Source organism: Pontibacter sp. YIM B11418 (genome assembly GCF_059278805.1).
On sequence record NZ_JCAEMH010000008.1, the window covers coordinates 95,480 to 112,363 of the forward strand.

The 16,884-nt window shown below is 50.6% G+C and carries 17 protein-coding genes; 5 read left to right on the top strand and 12 right to left on the bottom strand.

The features are described 5' to 3' along the window. Positions 1 to 7 precede the first annotated feature (7 nt). The 11 genes from bamA to AC4QZR_RS18480 all read right to left on the bottom strand — a co-directional run bounded on the left by bamA (position 8) and on the right by AC4QZR_RS18480 (position 11,026). Positions 8 to 2,488, bottom strand: coding sequence for an outer membrane protein assembly factor BamA (gene bamA / locus AC4QZR_RS18430; protein WP_494482233.1), 2,481 nt, complete (start codon positions 2,486 to 2,488; stop codon positions 8 to 10). An 8-nt stretch (positions 2,489 to 2,496) separates the two neighbouring features. Further along, positions 2,497 to 3,240, bottom strand: coding sequence for an undecaprenyl pyrophosphate synthase (gene uppS / locus AC4QZR_RS18435; RefSeq protein ID WP_494482292.1), 744 nt, complete (start codon positions 3,238 to 3,240; stop codon positions 2,497 to 2,499). Positions 3,241 to 3,300: 60 nt separating this feature from the next. After that, a complete protein-coding gene (gene porG / locus AC4QZR_RS18440) occupies positions 3,301 to 3,999 on the bottom strand; it encodes a type IX secretion system protein PorG (RefSeq protein WP_494482234.1) in 699 nt (232 codons plus the stop codon). A gap of 157 nt (positions 4,000 to 4,156) precedes the next feature. After that, positions 4,157 to 5,158, bottom strand: coding sequence for a DUF6089 family protein (locus AC4QZR_RS18445; protein ID WP_494482235.1), 1,002 nt, complete (start codon positions 5,156 to 5,158; stop codon positions 4,157 to 4,159). A 123-nt stretch (positions 5,159 to 5,281) separates the two neighbouring features. After that, positions 5,282 to 6,169, bottom strand: a complete 888-nt coding sequence (locus AC4QZR_RS18450; protein ID WP_253406445.1) for an NAD kinase — start codon at positions 6,167 to 6,169, stop codon at positions 5,282 to 5,284. A gap of 14 nt (positions 6,170 to 6,183) precedes the next feature. Then, positions 6,184 to 7,572 (bottom strand): BamA/TamA family outer membrane protein, encoded by a 1,389-nt coding sequence (locus AC4QZR_RS18455; protein ID WP_494482236.1) that lies wholly within the window; start codon positions 7,570 to 7,572, stop codon positions 6,184 to 6,186. Between the two features lie 8 nt (positions 7,573 to 7,580). Further along, on the bottom strand, positions 7,581 to 8,246 hold the full coding sequence (locus AC4QZR_RS18460) for a CBS domain-containing protein (protein WP_253406447.1): 666 nt from the start codon (positions 8,244 to 8,246) through the stop codon (positions 7,581 to 7,583). Beyond that, positions 8,243 to 9,019: an alpha/beta fold hydrolase gene (locus tag AC4QZR_RS18465; protein WP_494482237.1), complete on the bottom strand. Its 777-nt coding sequence runs from the start codon at positions 9,017 to 9,019 to the stop codon at positions 8,243 to 8,245. Before AC4QZR_RS18465 ends, AC4QZR_RS18460 begins: the two co-directional genes overlap by 4 nt. Before the next feature lie 42 nt (positions 9,020 to 9,061). Continuing rightward, a complete protein-coding gene (locus AC4QZR_RS18470) occupies positions 9,062 to 9,634 on the bottom strand; it encodes an anthranilate synthase component II (RefSeq protein ID WP_494482238.1) in 573 nt (190 codons plus the stop codon). Positions 9,635 to 9,939: 305 nt separating this feature from the next. Further along, positions 9,940 to 10,458: a CvpA family protein gene (locus AC4QZR_RS18475; RefSeq protein ID WP_494482239.1), complete on the bottom strand. Its 519-nt coding sequence runs from the start codon at positions 10,456 to 10,458 to the stop codon at positions 9,940 to 9,942. Between the two features lie 106 nt (positions 10,459 to 10,564). Further along, positions 10,565 to 11,026, bottom strand: coding sequence for a GatB/YqeY domain-containing protein (locus tag AC4QZR_RS18480; protein WP_494482240.1), 462 nt, complete (start codon positions 11,024 to 11,026; stop codon positions 10,565 to 10,567). A gap of 166 nt (positions 11,027 to 11,192) precedes the next feature. Here AC4QZR_RS18480 and AC4QZR_RS18485 point away from each other — a divergent pair, with 166 nt between their 5' ends. From AC4QZR_RS18485 to AC4QZR_RS18505, 5 genes are all read left to right on the top strand, one after another. Further along, on the top strand, positions 11,193 to 11,906 hold the full coding sequence (locus AC4QZR_RS18485) for a pyridoxine 5'-phosphate synthase (RefSeq protein ID WP_494482241.1): 714 nt from the start codon (positions 11,193 to 11,195) through the stop codon (positions 11,904 to 11,906). Next, positions 11,848 to 12,936, top strand: a complete 1,089-nt coding sequence (gene mnmH / locus AC4QZR_RS18490; protein ID WP_494482242.1) for a tRNA 2-selenouridine(34) synthase MnmH — start codon at positions 11,848 to 11,850, stop codon at positions 12,934 to 12,936. The genes AC4QZR_RS18485 and mnmH overlap by 59 nt, the downstream gene beginning before the upstream one ends. Positions 12,937 to 12,940: 4 nt before the next feature. Beyond that, positions 12,941 to 13,993 carry a selenide, water dikinase SelD gene (gene selD, locus AC4QZR_RS18495; protein ID WP_494482243.1) on the top strand — a complete coding sequence of 351 codons (1,053 nt, stop codon included), beginning with the start codon at positions 12,941 to 12,943 and terminating at the stop codon, positions 13,991 to 13,993. Positions 13,994 to 14,063: 70 nt separating this feature from the next. Next, complete coding sequence (locus AC4QZR_RS18500) at positions 14,064 to 14,834, top strand: alpha/beta fold hydrolase (protein ID WP_253406455.1); 771 nt, start codon at positions 14,064 to 14,066, stop codon at positions 14,832 to 14,834. A 231-nt stretch (positions 14,835 to 15,065) separates the two neighbouring features. Then, positions 15,066 to 15,782 carry an SAM-dependent methyltransferase gene (locus tag AC4QZR_RS18505; RefSeq protein WP_494482244.1) on the top strand — a complete coding sequence of 239 codons (717 nt, stop codon included), beginning with the start codon at positions 15,066 to 15,068 and terminating at the stop codon, positions 15,780 to 15,782. 70 nt (positions 15,783 to 15,852) lie between these two features. Here AC4QZR_RS18505 and AC4QZR_RS18510 read toward each other — a convergent pair whose 3' ends face one another. Next, positions 15,853 to 16,884, bottom strand: coding sequence for a DUF4249 domain-containing protein (locus AC4QZR_RS18510; RefSeq protein ID WP_494482245.1), 1,032 nt, complete (start codon positions 16,882 to 16,884; stop codon positions 15,853 to 15,855).

Sequence of the window (16,884 nt, forward strand, 5' to 3'; positions counted from 1 at the left end):
TAATTCCTTATCGTATCTGCTGCCCGATCATGAAGTGGAACTGGCCACGTTTCATGTCAGGTCGTCCAGGTACATCGTCGAATCTCCAACCGTAGTCGAAACCAAGCAAACCGAAGGCCGCCATGAAGATACGCACACCCACACCACCTGAGCGGTACAGTTTAAACGGATCGTATCGGTCATAAGTACCGAAGCTGTTACCTGCCTCCAGAAATGCCAGACCGTAGATTGTAGCACCCGGGTTAGGGGAGATCAACTGTCTTGCCTCCAATACAAACTTGTTATAAGCAATGCCACCTGTATTGATGAGATCCTGATCCGGGTTGTTAATTACCGACTCCTCATCGTAGCCACGCAGACCTACGTAGTCGGTTCCTACAAAGATATTAGCACCGCCCAAACCGTTACCTCCTAGTCTAAAACGTTCAAAAGGACCAATGCTTGTCTTTGAACTATAGTTATTGAGGAAGCCAAAGTGGGCTCGTGTGTTCAATACCAAATTCCCTGCCAAGTTCATGAAGAACGACGCATCAAACATCCATTTGTTGAATTCTACATACTCGTAGTTGTTGCGCTGCTCCGAGAACAGCGAGTATGGCGGCGTCAGGTTCACACTAAGCGAGATATTAGAACCTCTTCTTGGGAAAGTTGGGTTGTCAATACTTACACGCGCCAGTGTGTTGTTCAATGATATACTGTTCGAAACGCCATTGTTAAATCCACCACCGAACAGGTTGAAGTTCTTCAAGGTATAGCGGTTGTAGCTCAGGGAGTGACTCAGCTGGAAGAAGTTGTCTGGCCAGTTTAGGGTACGGCCCAAACTCAAGGCTGCTCCGTCTACATTCAGTCGGCTGTCCACATCGGCTCTCGGGTCACGACGGACGGTTTTGAACACACTCGCCGTAAGTGAGTTACGCTTACGACCGCCTAGCCACGGCTCAGTGAATGAGAAGGAGTAAGACTGGTAGTAGCGTCCGTTTGCCTGCACGTTAAGTGAAAGGCGCTGGCCATCTCCACTAGGCAATGGTCGCCACTCCGATAGCTTAAACAGTTTCCGGGTAGAGAAGTTGTTCAGGGTAAGGCCTACTGTACCTACCGCCCCGATCGGGCCACCCCAACCTCCTGAAAGGCTGATCTGGTCATTCGGGCGCTCTGATACGGTATAGTTAATGTCCACAGTTCCTTCTTCCGGGTTTGGCATTGGGTTCAGGCCAATCGTTTCCGGGTCAAAGTATCCTAAGTTCGCTAATTCATTTCGGGAGCGAATCAGGTCGTCGCGGCTGTACTTCTGGCCAGGCAAGGTACGGATCTCGCGGAGCACCACGTGGTCGCTCGTTTTGGTGTTGCCTGTCACAGTCACCTTGCTAATCGTCGCCTGCGGACCTTCCGATACACGCATCTCGATATCTATCGAGTCTCCCTCTACCGTTACTTCTACCGGGTCGATGTTAAAGAACAGGTAACCGTCATTCTGATAAAGAGCCGACACGTCTATACCTGTCGGGTTATAGTTCAGGCGCTTGTCCAGCTCCTGCTTGTTATAAATATCGCCTTTGTTAATGCCCAGAACACGCGTCAGATAGTCATCGTCGTACAGGTAGTTGCCATTCCAGGTAATGTTGCGGTAATAGTATCGGTCGCCTTCATCTATCACGATACGAATCCCTAAACGGTCTGGACTCACGTTATACACACTGTCAGACACAATGATCGCATCCCGGTAGCCTTCTGAATTGTAAAAGTCGAGCAATAGTTGCTTATCGTTCTCGTATTCGGAGCGTTGGAATTTTGAAGAGGTAAATATTTTGTGGAGGCGCTTCTCTTTTGTCTTTTTGAGCTGGCGACGCAGTTTTTTGTCCGCAAAGGCTTCATTGCCTTCAAAGTTGATCTCGGCTATTTTTACTTTGTCGCCTCTGTCAATGTCAATGTTTAGCACCACACTGTTTGGAAGCAGTGAGTCAGGGCGCTGCACGATGTTGATCTTTGCATTGAGGTAGCTTTTCTCTGCGAAGTATTTGCGAATGGCTGCGCGCGTCTGGTTAAGCACGGCATCTGTTACCACCTTCCCTCTGATCAGGTTAATCTTTTCGCGAAGTGCATCCTGCTGCGACTTATTTATACCAGTGAACTCGAAGCGGGACAGACGCGGACGCTCTTTCAAGTCGAAGTTCAGGAAGATCTGGTTACCCTCGATACGAGTTACGTACACATCCACGTCCCCGAGTATACCCTGATCCCACAGTTTTTGAATGGCGCGACTGATGTCCTCGCCCGGCACGGTGATCTCATCACCCACTTTCAGACCGGAAACGGCCATAAGAGAAGCGGGGTCAAGAAATTTTATACCTGTAAACTCAATCCCGCCGATGCGGTACTGTTGAGGCTGGGCGTAGTCTACGGGCTTGCTCTGTGCTTGATTATTCAGAACTTGGGCAGAAGCTGTGCCTGTCATTAGCAGCAACACAAGCACCCAGATGCATCTTGTCATTAATATGTTCACTTTGTTAGTTGTTCACTTGTCTTGCCAAAGCGGCGTTCTCTTCTCTGGAAGGCACATATGGCTTCGTAGAGGTGCTCTTTGCGGAAGTCAGGCCAGAGTAGCTCCGTAATGTATAATTCCGTGTAAGCCAGCTGCCAAAGCAGGAAATTGCTGATACGCTGCTCTCCGCTCGTACGGATCAGCAGTTCGGGATCCGGTATACCTGCTGTAGAAAGGTGCTGCGCGATAGTGGCCTCACTTATATCAGCTGCCGCTATAGTACCATGACCCACTTCAACAGCAATACGTTGCATGGCTTGCACAATATCCCAGCGGCCGCTATAGCTAAGAGCCAGTACCAGCGTCATGCGAGTGTTACCCTTTGTTATCTCCATCGCCTCAAACAATTCTTTCTGACATGCTTTCGGCAGGCTTTCTGTATTCCCGATTGTTTGCAGGCGGATATTATTCTTATTCAGCGTCTCAGTCTCTTTTCTGATCGTGGATACCAGCAGTTGCATCAGTGCGGAAACTTCAGTTGCCGGTCTTGACCAGTTTTCGGTTGAGAAGGCGTATAGGGTAAGGTATTCGACGCCCATCTCTGCCGTGGCCTCCACTGTTTCGCGAACAGCTGTGATAGCACTCTGATGACCAAAAATTCGCAGGCCGCCCCGTTTCTTTGCCCAACGCCCATTTCCGTCCATGATAACGGCAATGTGTCTTGGCAAATTGTCTAAATCTACTTGTTCCCTAAAATTCATCAAACCACAATTTCCTTGCAAGTTACAAAAAGCAAGATAATTTAATGAAATTTTAGCGGGTTAATCTAGTATTCCGGCTTTGCGCTTGTAAACAGGGGGGCAATTGAGTCGGTAGAAGGTATAAGAGAGGCTTATACCGTTGTAGAAGTACATATCTTTATCGAATGGATTGGCATATGACTTGGAGTTTCCTGCTCCCAGATCGGTAGCCAGCGGTCCGGACCCGCTCTCCTGAAGGTAGTCCAGGTTATCAGTGAACATGAAGCGGGGACCAAACTCTAGGCCTAGGTTCCAGTGCTTACTCAATGCATACTTCACCCCTACCCCGAAAGGAATTGAAACGGTGAATTTGTTGTCGAATGGCTCCATCACGTCACCTTGTCGGGTAAGCTGGTGATTAAAATTGAGCAGTGCCGCTCCGATAAAGAAATAAGGCGATACTCGGTGTGGCTGTCGGATATCTTCGTAGTAATCGAGAAAGTTGTATTCTATACCTAACGAAAATTCCAGCATACTCAGCTTCAGCTCCGTGTCGCGCCAATCATGATGCGGCAGATTCTGTGACTCGTCCTTAAATGCTTTGTCGTCAAAAATGCGATGGCTGCCCATGAAAGCAGCCTTGAGCGTGATAGGAGCTGATATGTTATGACGATAGAAGATCGTCATGGCAGGCTGATTATTCAGGAAACGGTAATTGGGTGAAATTTCACCAACGTAATTTAACCCACCTATGCCAGCGCCTATCTCGCTGGTAGTCACAGGCTTAATCTGCTGCAGCTGTGCCTTCGCAGTATGGCATAAAAAGACGCTCCCAATTTGCAGTAGTACACAAATAAGGAGCGTCTGTCTGAATGTATTCAAAGTCATGTAAACTTATTTCGGAGTTTAGGAGAACAACGCACTATACTCCGTTATATTATCTGAATTTAGGTCTTCTTATACGTGGGTTCAGGATATAGTTAACACCTAAGCTGGTTTGGATATACCAGTCGTTATCAGAGCTGTTGCCACGCGTACGGTTGTTGCTCGTACCGTAAGGGCGCAGGCGGCTGAAGCCGTTAGGCTCCATGATCAGGTCGTTTGTGAACCCTGATTCGGCGCTTCTGTCAGAGAAAATAACAGAGGCATTGCGGTTATCCACGCGGTTACCATCGCTAAGTAGAACATCTTTGTCTACGTGGGCTGTACTTACGTCATCCAGGTAGTCTGTGAAAGTGGCTCTCCAACCTACCTCGAAGCTAAAGTCCCAGTTACGGTCCAACTTGTATCTTACGCCAAGGCCAAACGGAATGGCAATCTGCACGCGGCTGTAAGGATCGCTAACAGTGCCTGGATGATCCACGAACTGACCTTCTGTACCGAGCGGCTGCAACGCATACCAGCCAGAAGGAATATCCTTGTCAGGCGAAAGGCCTGGGTGCGAGCCGTTTTCGTAGTACGCTTTCGGGTTGTGGTGCAATACTGCCACTCCAACAAAACCATAAGGCACGAAGTCAGGACGACGACGGTAGTAGTGACGGTTTTCGAAAAGGTCTATGATGGCGACAGCGCTAAGTTCTTTGATGTCGTTGCGGAAAGACAGGTTACGTCTGTAACGGCCTAGGTTCTCCCCTTCATCAGGACCCGCGGCCAGGGCGTCATCACCCGCGATACGGTTCCAGTTGAAAGACACGCGCGAGGAAATACGCGGGAAGTGGCGCTTGGTGTAATTGATGCCTATGCTCGGACGCGTGGACTTTACGCGCATACTCGTAAAGTTAGGCTGAGGCACCAGATCGCCGAAGTAGTTAGAAGCCCCCAGCTGGATACCCACCGTGGCGTACTGCTTTCGCTTCGTAAAGCGCTGTGCTTCAGCCTCTATGGCTACAGTAGTTAGCACAACAGTAAGTAATAAAAACAGCGTAGTAAATTTCTTCATAGCGAACCAATTTCTTTTAAGCGTATTTCCGCAGGCTTACAATTCATCCAAATTAAACCTTCGTGACAAAAATAGAAATAATTTTCTGGTATAAAAATATGTATATCAAATATCGAATATAATTTACCTAAAAATATTTGTCCTTTTATCAAGACCCCAGTTTAACTTGCCCCTTAGCGTGGTCAGGAAATTTACATGATGCAGCTTAACGAGTCGTGCTACGAAGTTCTCCCGCCGCACGGCTATCTGAACTGACATGTCTACCGGTACGGATCTCGAATCGAGGGAGGCAAGGTATGTACTGCTGCGCCCTTCCACCTCAAACGAGATCACGGTTTTATCTGACACAATCATGGGCCTTACGTTCAGGTTGTGAGGGCATACGGGTGAAATAACGAAATTGTTGGTCTGTGGCAGCACCAGCGGACCGCCACAACTGAGCGAATAGCCCGTCGATCCGGTTGGAGTGGCCACCACCAATCCGTCGGCCCAGTATGTGTTCAGATATTCTCCGTCTATATACGCATGCACGGCTATCATGGATGATGAATCGCCCTTGAGCAAACTGAACTCATTTAACCCAAAGTTGATCCCATCAAATATCTCCAGATCAGAGTCCACGCGAATCAGCGCCCGGTCATCGAAGGTATAGTGGCCTTTGAAAAGAGCATCCAGCGCCAGGTTGATACTGTCGTGCGCGATGGTGGCCAGAAAGCCAAGCCGCCCTGTGTTGATGCCCAGTATCGGAATCTGAAGCGCCCCGACATAGGTAACCGTATCCAGCAACGTGCCATCCCCACCCAAACTCAGCACAAAGTCAACTCCCGACAGACTGTCGCCACGGTTAAAGGTTGAGATGCCCTCCGGCAGTTTAATGCGGTTCTGCAGAAAAAGGCTGAAGTGCTCCACTACCATCAACTCTGTATTCCGGCGCTGAAGTTCGTCGAACAGATTCTGGATAAAAGGTCCGTATTCTTCGTCGAAGGGTTTTCCAAGTATAGCTATCTTCATAAATCTTCTTTTAATTAAAAAGGAAAGCGACCGCTTAGGTAAAAGCCGCCCATTTTCTCCCGGTTGATGGTATATTCGGCCCGGAACACAAAGTCATAAAACGTGACCAGATGCAGTCCTGCCCCCACCCCTGCCAGTAACCGGTTGGCCAGCGGGTTGTCTTTCTCAAACACCTCATCCACAACATAGCCCGCATCTGTGAACACGTTGGCATAGAGCGCGAGCGGCACTTTGTTGAACTTGGGACTTTTAATAAACTTCAGGTGTATGCCCTCATGTTTAAAGAGCTCCCGGGTAAGCCCCTGCTTAAACAATCCGAAGTGCTGACCACCCACTACCTGCAACTCATAGCCCCGCACCAGTGAACGAAAGCCCAGCGCCACGTTGTCAGCATAGGCATAACGCTTCGAGAGCCGGGCCTGTGTTTCGCCACCTACAAAATAATAATATTTGCCCGATAAGTGTTGATAATTTACATACTTCGCACGCAGAGTGGTGATGAGCGTCCCGTTTCCATTCATAAAAAAGGTCTGCGCGGCGATCGCTTCAAAGTAACTCCCCGTGAGCGGGTTCACGAAGGAATTGCGTAGGTTCACCACTTTGGATAACTCCAGTCGCAGGTACTGCCGCTCTTGATTACTCTCGCTATAATATTCTGGATTCAACACCAGGACCGTATCAGCCACTTGTTCCTGCACATAAGTTAGTCGCAGGCCCTCTTGTCGCTGCACGCTCTGCCGGTGTGTAAGGCCGGTCGTGAGCAGTGTGCGCTGAATGGGTACGCCACTCTCCTGCACAAAAAACCGCTGCCGGTTATTGAGCGTGCGGTAGTCGATGGCGCGGCTGCGGTAGTCCGCTATCCCGAAGTCCATACCTAATTTATGGGTACGGCTTATATAAGGTACACGGTAGGTGAACTCCAGCCGTTTGTTGAAGCCCTGCTGCAGCCTGATGCGCACTTCTTCATTGCGTCCTCTGAAATTACGTCTGATCAGGTTAATGCCATAATCGACACGGCTCCAGTCGCGGCGTTCGAGCCAGGCGTTGAAGTTGCGATCGGCTATGTCTAAGATAGGTATAGGGTATAGGTACCAGCGCTCCTGCATGGTATAAGTTACAGTTACCAGCCCTTCGCGACAGGTATAGGTATAGCCTACCTCGTGAAAAAGACGCAGGTTGAAGAGTCTTCTTCTGTTCTCCTCCAGTTTTTCCTCTAACTCAGCAGTCAGCAGGGTGTCGCCGGGAGCGATGTTGAGTTCAAAGAGGAGCATGCGACTTTTGCTGACCTCGTTACCCTCAAAATTAATGCTGTCGATTATAACAGATTCGGTATGGCAGCGCTGCGCCACCAGGGTATGGCCAAGCAAACCAAAGCAAAGCAGCAGGAAAGCGCGTAAGATCACGGACAGGGCTATATGTCCAGGTATTTGAAAAGCATGTCCAAACGGTCACGGCCAACGTCGTATTTTGATCCGTCCTGGAACTGCGCCGTCACCCGGTATTCGAATCGCTCCAGCGTAGCAATGATGCGGGTAAGATCGGACGTGTTAAGTTTAAGGGTGAGCTTGATATTATAGGGGTCTACTTCGTCAGGCGATACATAAGCGCTCAGGATTTTGGTATTCTCCTCCTCTATCAGGCGGCTGATCTGCCCCAGGGAGTAATCGCGCTCGGGCATGGTGAGCACCAGTATGCTGCCCTGGCCCTGCAGCGCCGACATCTGACCAAAGGCAGCCAGCGTATCGTTGATGGTGATGATGCCCATGTAGTCCTGCTCCTCGTCGAGCACGGGCACCACCTGTATCTTGTTCTTAATGGCAGCCTCCATCACATCATAAAAGTGCTGGTGGTGCATCACAAACACATCCTGATATTCCAGTTTTACCTGCTCCAGCGTCTGCCCACGGTCTGGCAGCTCGATCAGGTTAACTTCGGTGGCAAGGCCCATGTACTTGCGGTTGCGGGACACGGGCAACTCGTTTACGCGGAACTCATCCATCCATCGCAAAGCCTTCTCCACGGTGTCGTAAAGCTTGAGCGGCGGTATCATTTGGTTGATGAGTTCTTCTGCTATCATGTGGCTTTTTCCCTTACTTCTGTTTTGGCCAAAAATTTATCTAAGATACTGTTAAATCTCTCCGGATGTTCCATCATCGGCGCGTGCCCGCACTTGTCTATGAAATAAAGTTCGGAATTCTGAATAAGTCGGTTGAACTCGTGCGCTACCAGCGGCGGCGTGATTGTGTCGTTCAGTCCCCATATTAACAGGGTGGGCACCTTAATGTTCTCGAGATCCTTGCCCAGGTTGTGCCGCTGCGCCGACTTGGCAATGGCAATAATGCGCAGGCACTTGGCATTGCTGTTAGTAATATCGAACACCTCGTCTACCAGTTCCTTGGTGGCCGTTTCGGGACTGTAGAAGGTATAACCCACGCGCTCTTTCACATACTCGTAGTTACCGCGCTTCGGAAACGAACCGCCCATAGAGTCCTCGAACAGGCCGGAGCTACCTGTGAGCACGAGGCGGTTTACTTTGGCTGGGTTCTTTAAGGTATAGACCAGCGCCACATGCCCGCCCAGTGAGTTGCCGAGGAGCGTCAGGTTGCTCAGGTTCTTAAATTTAACAAAATCTTCGATAAAAGAAACAAGCCCCGGCACACCAGCCTTGTGAAGAGCCATTTCATAAATAGGCATCAGCGGAATCACCACACGGTAACTCTTAGAGAAATAATCTACTACGCCGTTCCAGTTGCTCAGGGCTCCGAACAAGCCGTGCAGCAGCAGCAATACATCTCCTTCGCCTTCGTCTATGTACTGAAATTCGCCCTCGTGTTTGACCTGTAGATTCATTTCTGTTAATCCTAAAAGTAATGTGATGTAGAAATCCGGCTTTTACCGACCTGCAATATTAACAAAATCAAGCCAGTTTCGCAGCATGTCGAGCCCATAAGTCGTGAGGGCGGCCTCCGGATGAAACTGCAGTGCATGCAGCGGCAGTGTACTGTGCCTGAAGGCCATGAGCTCTCCCTCGGCAGTATACGCAAGGGGCACAATGTTGTCAGGCCACTTTTTCAAAACCAGCGAATGGTAGCGTACGACGGGCATTTTGGAGGGCAGTCCGGAAAAAAGCGGATCATCCTCACAAATGATCTGGGAGATTTTGCCGTGCATGGGTTTTATACCTTTGTCGAGCTGCGCACCGAAAAACTCACCCAGCGCCTGATGCCCCAGGCAGATACCCAGCATCGGCACTTTATCGTGGTAATGCCGGATCACGTCCATCATGACCCCTGCCCGCTGCGGCTCTCCCGGCCCGGGCGACAAGACGATCCCTTCAATGGGCAGCACCATGATTTCTTCCAGCTGCACATCGTTGCGCAACACGTGCACCTCCACCCCCAACTGACCAAAGTAGTCCACCAGGTTGTAGGTAAAGGAGTCGAAGTTGTCGAGCAGGAGCAGCATGGTTTGGGTAATGTGGAAATTTGAAGAGGTAGAGCTGAACTAAAGCATCAACTTCTGTTCGCAGTTCATTTGTAGTGCAGTAGATCTTTTGATTTGAAATTACAGTACCGCAAAATTCTACTGCGCAAATTTGTAAGCCCGAGGCAAGTTCAAACCAAGGTATGGAGTAAGGTATAGGTATAGCTTTCACTTAAATTGAACAGATATTGCGCTATACCTGCCTGATGAAAATTATATCTCAAAGCACCGTTATCAGCTCAAATAATATTCTAAAAAATCAAGGCGAAACCCCGCCAATATTATACCTAAAAATGCTCCTTAAGCGAAAGCAGCAGTGACTTCACAAACGGCAGCACATAGCTCATCACGCTGAGCGCATAGGGTGTTGTTTTTACGACGAACGGGTATACAATAGAGCTCGCCGCTGTTTCAGGTGTGATGGCTATACCTGCCATCTCCGAAACGTAGAGCAGCAGACTCAGGGCTAGGGTCCATTTCAAGGCTCCCAGCAGGGCGCCCAGTATGTTGTCAAACATCCCAAATGGCGTGAAATCGATCACTTTTTTGAGCAGAATGCCCAGCACCCGCACGCCCAGAATGATCGCCACGAAAATGACCAGGAACGTGACGAAAGGCAGCAGACCACCGGCATCGCCAATGTATTCTTTCATGATGGGCAGACCCGAGTCGAGCAGTTTGAGGCCAAGCAGAATGCCCAGCACCAGCGCAAACAGCGAAATCAGCTCAAGCAAAAGACCTTTGCGGAAACCCAGGAAGGCGCCGAACAGAATGGGGATGGCCAGGAAAATATCGAAGGTACTCACAGGATAAAAACATTAAAGGCAGAAACGAACACCTGTCGCCCCTGCCTTCAAATATAGGACAATTGCAGCATTCACACCAGCAGGCGGGCTGCAAAAAATCCGGATTTTAGAAATCCGTGTTGTTCAGCAAATCGCCTACGGCTTTGGAAATGGCACGCCCGTCGGCCTGTCCGGCCAGTTCGCGCGAGGCAACGCCCATCACTTTGCCCAGGTCTGAGGGGCCGGTTGCGCCCACACGCTGAATGATCTCCAGCAGCCGAACGCGCAGATCACCTTCGTCAAGCTGCCCGGGCAGGTACTCTTCTATCACAGCCAGCTCAGCCAGCTCCACCTGCTCGAGGTCGGCGCGCTGCTGCTTGGCGTATATCTCGGCCGACTCCCGGCGCTGCTTGGCGGCTTTGGTGAGCAGTTTCAACTCCGTATCCTCGCTGATCCCGTCAGTGCCGCCTTTTTCGGTTTCGGCCAGCAGTATGAGCGATTTTATGCTGCGTAGCGCCTGCAGCCGGGCTTTGTCTTTGGCCAGCATCGCCTGCTTGATATCGGCTTCAATGCGTTGTTTTAAACTCATAGTTTTAGGATTGATTGGTTATTTAAGGCAAGTGATGAACTCCCTGCCGCTACTTTATACACTACTACAGCCGGGGCCATAGGTTATCATCTTAATCAAATTTCCACTAATTTAGTCTTTCCGTATGCATTAGTATCACCAGCCTACGGGCTACAACACACATACCATGACCAAACTTAGTGTAAATATAAACAAAATAGCCACACTGCGGAACGCCCGGGGCGGCGACAGACCCAACGTAGTGCAGGCCGCCAAGGACTGCGAGCGATTCGGCGCCGAAGGTATAACGGTACACCCGCGCCCCGACGAGCGCCACATCCGCTACCGCGACGTGTACGATCTGAAAGAAGTCGTGACCACGGAGTTTAACATCGAAGGCAACCCAACACCCGATTTTCTGAAGATTGTGAAAGAGGTGCGCCCCGCCCAGGCCACCCTGGTGCCGGATGCGCCGGATGCCATCACCTCCAACGCGGGCTGGGACACGCTGCATCACAAGGATTTTCTGACGGACGTGATTGGCGAGCTGAAAGAACTGGGTATACGCACCTCTATTTTTGTGGACCCGGATGTGCGCATGATCGAGGGAGCCTCTTTCATCGGCACAGACCGCGTAGAGCTCTACACCGAGGCCTATGCCAAAGGCTATCCCACGAACCCGGAGGAAGCCATCCGCTCATACCTGGTGGCCGCCCAAAAGGCACAGGAACTCGGCATCGGCCTCAACGCCGGCCACGACCTGGACCTCGACAACCTGAAGTACCTGAAAGACACGCTGCCTGGCCTGCTGGAAGTGAGCATCGGGCACGCGCTGATCTGCGATGCGCTATACCTTGGGCTGGAAAACACGATCCAGCTATACCTGCGTCAACTCAAATAAAGTGGTCCATACCATCACGATACAGGAATTTCTGTCGAAAGCGAAGCAGCTGCCAGTGCTGGATGCCCGCGCACCCAAAGAGTATGCGATTGGCCGTATACCGCAGGCCTTAAGCTTCCCTATTTTTTCGGATGAGGAGCGGGCTAAAGTAGGCACTGCTTACAAACAACAGGGGCATGACCCGGCTGTGCTGATCGGGCTCGACCTGTTTGGCCCTAAAATGTCAGGGTTTGTGCAGGAGGCGGAGAAACTGGCTCCGACTAAAGAGGTGCTGGTGCATTGCTGGCGTGGCGGTATGCGCAGCAGCGCCATGGCCTGGCTCCTCGGCTTTGCCGGATTTCAGGTATACCTGTTGCAGGGCGGCTACAAAGCTTACCGGCAGTACATGCACGAGCAGTTTGAGCGTGAGCGCCCGCTGCTCATTATCAGTGGCAATACCGGAAGTGGCAAAACCGACCTGCTCCCATACCTGCAGCAGCACAGTCAACAAGTCATCGACCTCGAAGGGCTGGCCAGTCACAAAGGCTCTTCTTTCGGGGGCATCGGCATGGAACCGCAGCCCAGCACCGAGCACTTCGAGAACCTGCTAGGTATGGCCATGCTTGAGCTGGATGATCAAAAACCGCTTTGGCTGGAAGACGAAAGCATCGGCATCGGAAAGGTACAGTTGCCTAAGCCACTTTACCAACACATGCAGGTATCCCCGACCATTGTGCTCGATATTCCGAAGTCGCTCCGTATACAGAAGCTCGCTGAGGAATATTGCCGTACCGATCGGGTTGTGCTCGAATCTGCCATTCTGAGAATAAAGAAACGACTAGGCGGATTGGCCACCAAAGAAGCGATTGAAGCCATTTCAGCTGGCGACATGGAGAAGATGGTTGACATTGCCCTGACCTATTACGACAAAGCTTATACCTACGAACTGGCCAAAAAGCAAAGTGTGCTGCGACTATCTTTGGAAACTCTGAACCCGGAAGAAAACGCCCAGCGCTTGATTGAATTCGCAAAACAGCAAAAGCTGATTTAATACCATGGAAAATACCAACACACAAGACATAAAGCTTACCCAGTACAGCCACGGTGCTGGCTGCGGCTGCAAGATATCCCCGAAAGTGCTTGATACGATCCTGCACACCGACATCCACTACCCGGAAAACGAAAAGCTGCTGGTAGGCAATAGCTCCCGCGACGATGCCGCTGTGTATGACATTGGCAACGGCCGTGCGGTGATCAGCACCACCGACTTCTTCATGCCGATCGTTGATGATGCCTATGACTTTGGTCGCATCGCCTCCGCCAATGCCATTTCGGATGTATACGCCATGGGCGGCACGCCTACGATGGCCATTGCTGTGCTGGGCTGGCCGATTGATAAACTGGCTCCCGAAGTCGCCAAGCGTGTGATCGAAGGTAGCCGCAGCATCTGCCACGAAGCAGGTATACCATTGGCAGGCGGCCACAGCATCGACAGTCCCGAGCCTATTTTTGGCTTGGCCGTGACCGGCATGCTCGACATCCCGAACCTGAAATGCAACGACACCGCCACCGCCGGCTGTGAGCTATACCTGACCAAACCACTCGGCGTGGGCATTCTAACTACTGCTCAAAAGAAAGCCATCCTGAAACCGGAACATGCTCATTTGGCGCCACAGCAGATGATGCAGCTGAACAAAATAGGTGCAGACCTGGGGCAGTTGTCACAAGTAAAAGCCATGACCGACGTGACGGGCTTTGGTCTGTTGGGTCACCTCTCCGAGATGTGCGAAGGCAGCAACTTAACGGCAGAAATACACTTCGACAGAGTGCCGGTTATACCTGAGGCGTTGGATTACTTAGCGCAAAAAGCTATACCTGGTGGCACGCACCGCAACTTCGACAGCTACGGCCACAAAATAGCTGAACTCACTCCAGACCAGAAACACCTGCTCTGCGACCCGCAAACAAGTGGCGGTCTGTTGGTAGCCGTAGACCCAAGCGGCCGCGAAGAAGTGCTGCAGGTATTTGAGAAGTACGGTCTGCAACTCCAGCCGCTAGGTGTGCTGCGGGAGCGAAACAGCGAAGAGAGGCTGATCCAGGTGGTATAGCGACCGTTTGCGTCTTGCTTCCGTAAGCCTACATTGATAACTGATTATTGCTGACTGATCACTGAAAAACATGAAACTACACTACAAGGAAATGGGCCATGGGCAGCCGCTGCTGATCTTGCACGGGCTGTTCGGCACATTGGATAATTGGGCAACCCTGGCCAAGCGACTGTCGGAGCACTACAATGTGTTTCTGGTAGACCTTCGCAACCACGGCCGCTCCCCGCACAGTGAACAGCACGACTACGATGCGATGGCCGAAGATGTGCTGCGCCTCGTGGACGAGCTGCAAATACCGACGCCGGCTATCATGGGGCATTCTATGGGCGGAAAAGTAGCGATGAATTATGCGCTGAAATACCCGACCCGCCTCACCAAACTGATTGTGGTAGATATTGCTCCGAAAGCTTACCCTCCGCATCACGACGAGATCATCGATGCCCTGCAGTCGGTGGACATAAGCAGCGTAACCAGCCGCAGCGAGGTGGATAAACAACTGGCCAATACGATCTCGCAGGAGGACGTGAGACTCTTCCTGATGAAAAACCTGTATCGCAAAGAGGACAACACCTTCGGCTGGCGCATGAACCTTGACGCGATTGAGAAAAACTACGATAAGATAGCCGCTCCTATCACTTCCGATATACCTTTCAAGAAAAACACGCTCTTCATCAAAGGCGGCAGGTCCAGGTATATTATGCCAGAGGATGTGTATGGCACTATTGAGCATTTGTTTACACTGGTAGAAGTCGAAACTATACCTGAGGCCGGCCATTGGGTACATGCCGAGGCACCGGACCAGGTATACGATCTGGTTACGAGGTTCCTGGATACTAACTAAGTCCGGATCAGGATTCTTAGGATTGTAAAAAAGATTTTCAGGATGGAGTATGTCTTTCCAGCGTGTTCTTGGTTGTGTAAAGTCCTACGAACACGGGAATCACTCTTCCGGAATAATCACAAGTGCATAAGCCGTGGCTACAAGCTGCGGCTTATGCTTAAGGTATAGCCACCACAACAGGTATAACTCTACAACATTCCAACCATCAGCAATTCCACAAGTAAAAGCCTCATGAAAAAAACCGGCACCTTATACCTTATACCTACTGTACTGGCAGACGACACCGCCGATCAGGTGATATCGCCACAAGTAAAGGACACGGTTGGTCGCCTAAGCTATTTCATTGTGGAGAACCTGCGCACCGCCCGCCGCTTTGTCAAAAGTATTTGCCCGGAACTGGTGATCGAGCAACTCAACTTTGTGCAGGTAGACAAGGATGCAACGCCCGCTCAGGTGCAAGCCTCTCTGAAGCCACTGCTGGAGCAAGGTATAGACGCTGGTATTATTTCGGAAGCGGGGTGCCCAGGTATAGCCGATCCTGGCGCTGAGTTAGCCAGGTATGCGCATCAGAAAGGTATACGGGTAGTGCCTTTTGCCGGTCCGTCTGCTATTCTGCTCAGCCTGATGGCCAGTGGTTTTAACGGGCAGCGCTTTGCTTTTCATGGTTATCTGCCCATCGAGAAGGGGCCACGACTGCAGGCACTGCGCAACCTGGAGAAAGAGATGCTACAGCGGGACCAGACCCAGATTTTCATGGAGACGCCCTACCGCAATAACAAACTGCTCGAGGACCTGCTGCAGACCCTTAGCGGCAGTACCCGCCTCTGCATTGCGGCCAACATCACCTCGCCTGAGTACGAGTTCATCCAGACCAAAACCATTGCCGAGTGGAAAGGCAAGCTGCCGGATATTCACAAGCAGCCAGCTGTGTTTCTGATTTACAAGTAATTGGCCTGAAACTACATTTCAGCAAGACCTGCTCTTAAGTTAAGCTATACCTGAATTTCCACACTAGCATCTACCAACCTTCAGGTATAACCCTGGTTGCGCCCTTCATTACCTCACAGTCGTCGGGATAGCGGAACGGGGCGAAAGGATAGTCAATATCATTGCGCAAAATGGTCACTTGCTTGGTGCTCACTCCGGATACGTCAAAAAAGCCGATCACTTGCTCGTTATCATTGTTTACGCTGGTGATGTTCCCTTTTACTTCAGCCGGTGGCGGATCAAATACAGTGCCTGTGGCGAGCTTTTGCTGCTCCAGGATGCGAAAGAAATTGTAGGCATCTTCACTGATCGAATGTTGGTATAGCGTCAGTTTGTTCTTCACGCCCAAATATTTTTCAAAAGGCATGAAGAGCACATTCTGACGAAGTACCTTCTTTCCATTGGTCAAGCGGTCATCTATTACTTTGAGTTGTTCCAGGTTTTCTTCCAGAAAGCATTGCGTACAGCATTCTTTTGGAGCGGGAAGCCCGGTGAACGGATGAATGTAATCCTGGGGCTGCGTTCTGACCTCGTATTGGGTAGCGAAGGACCATCGCAAAAAAGTCTTCTCTTCTGCCGGATCCTCGTAATCGACAAGTACATTATAGCCCGGAAGTAATTGCTGTTCGCGTTCTCCCGGAAAAGCAAACGTCTGCTCAGCAACCTCAAACTGAACAGAATCGATCGCGATCGGCTCTCTCATAACAACCGACTCCGATTGGTAGAGTTGATCGCCTACCGTGACGTTGAGCGTATAGGTACGTCCTGGAACTCCCGTTGCCTCGCCAAAAGTGGAAGGATAATAATACCCTGCCTTATCATAAAAGAACTGGTACCACTCCCCCTCATCACTTGTTACAGTTACAATCGCCTTTTCTTCAAACTCATTGTAGGGGGAGGAATGTGGCTGGGAATAACTTAGCCGCACAAAGTTCAAACTGGCCTCATTTGTAAAGTACCCTTCTACTACCAAGTGCTTTCTTTGGGTGCTCAGGTCCGTATCCACCGGGTCGATACAGCCCATTAGAAGCAGTAGAAAAAATGGCAGCAACCTTCGTAGCAT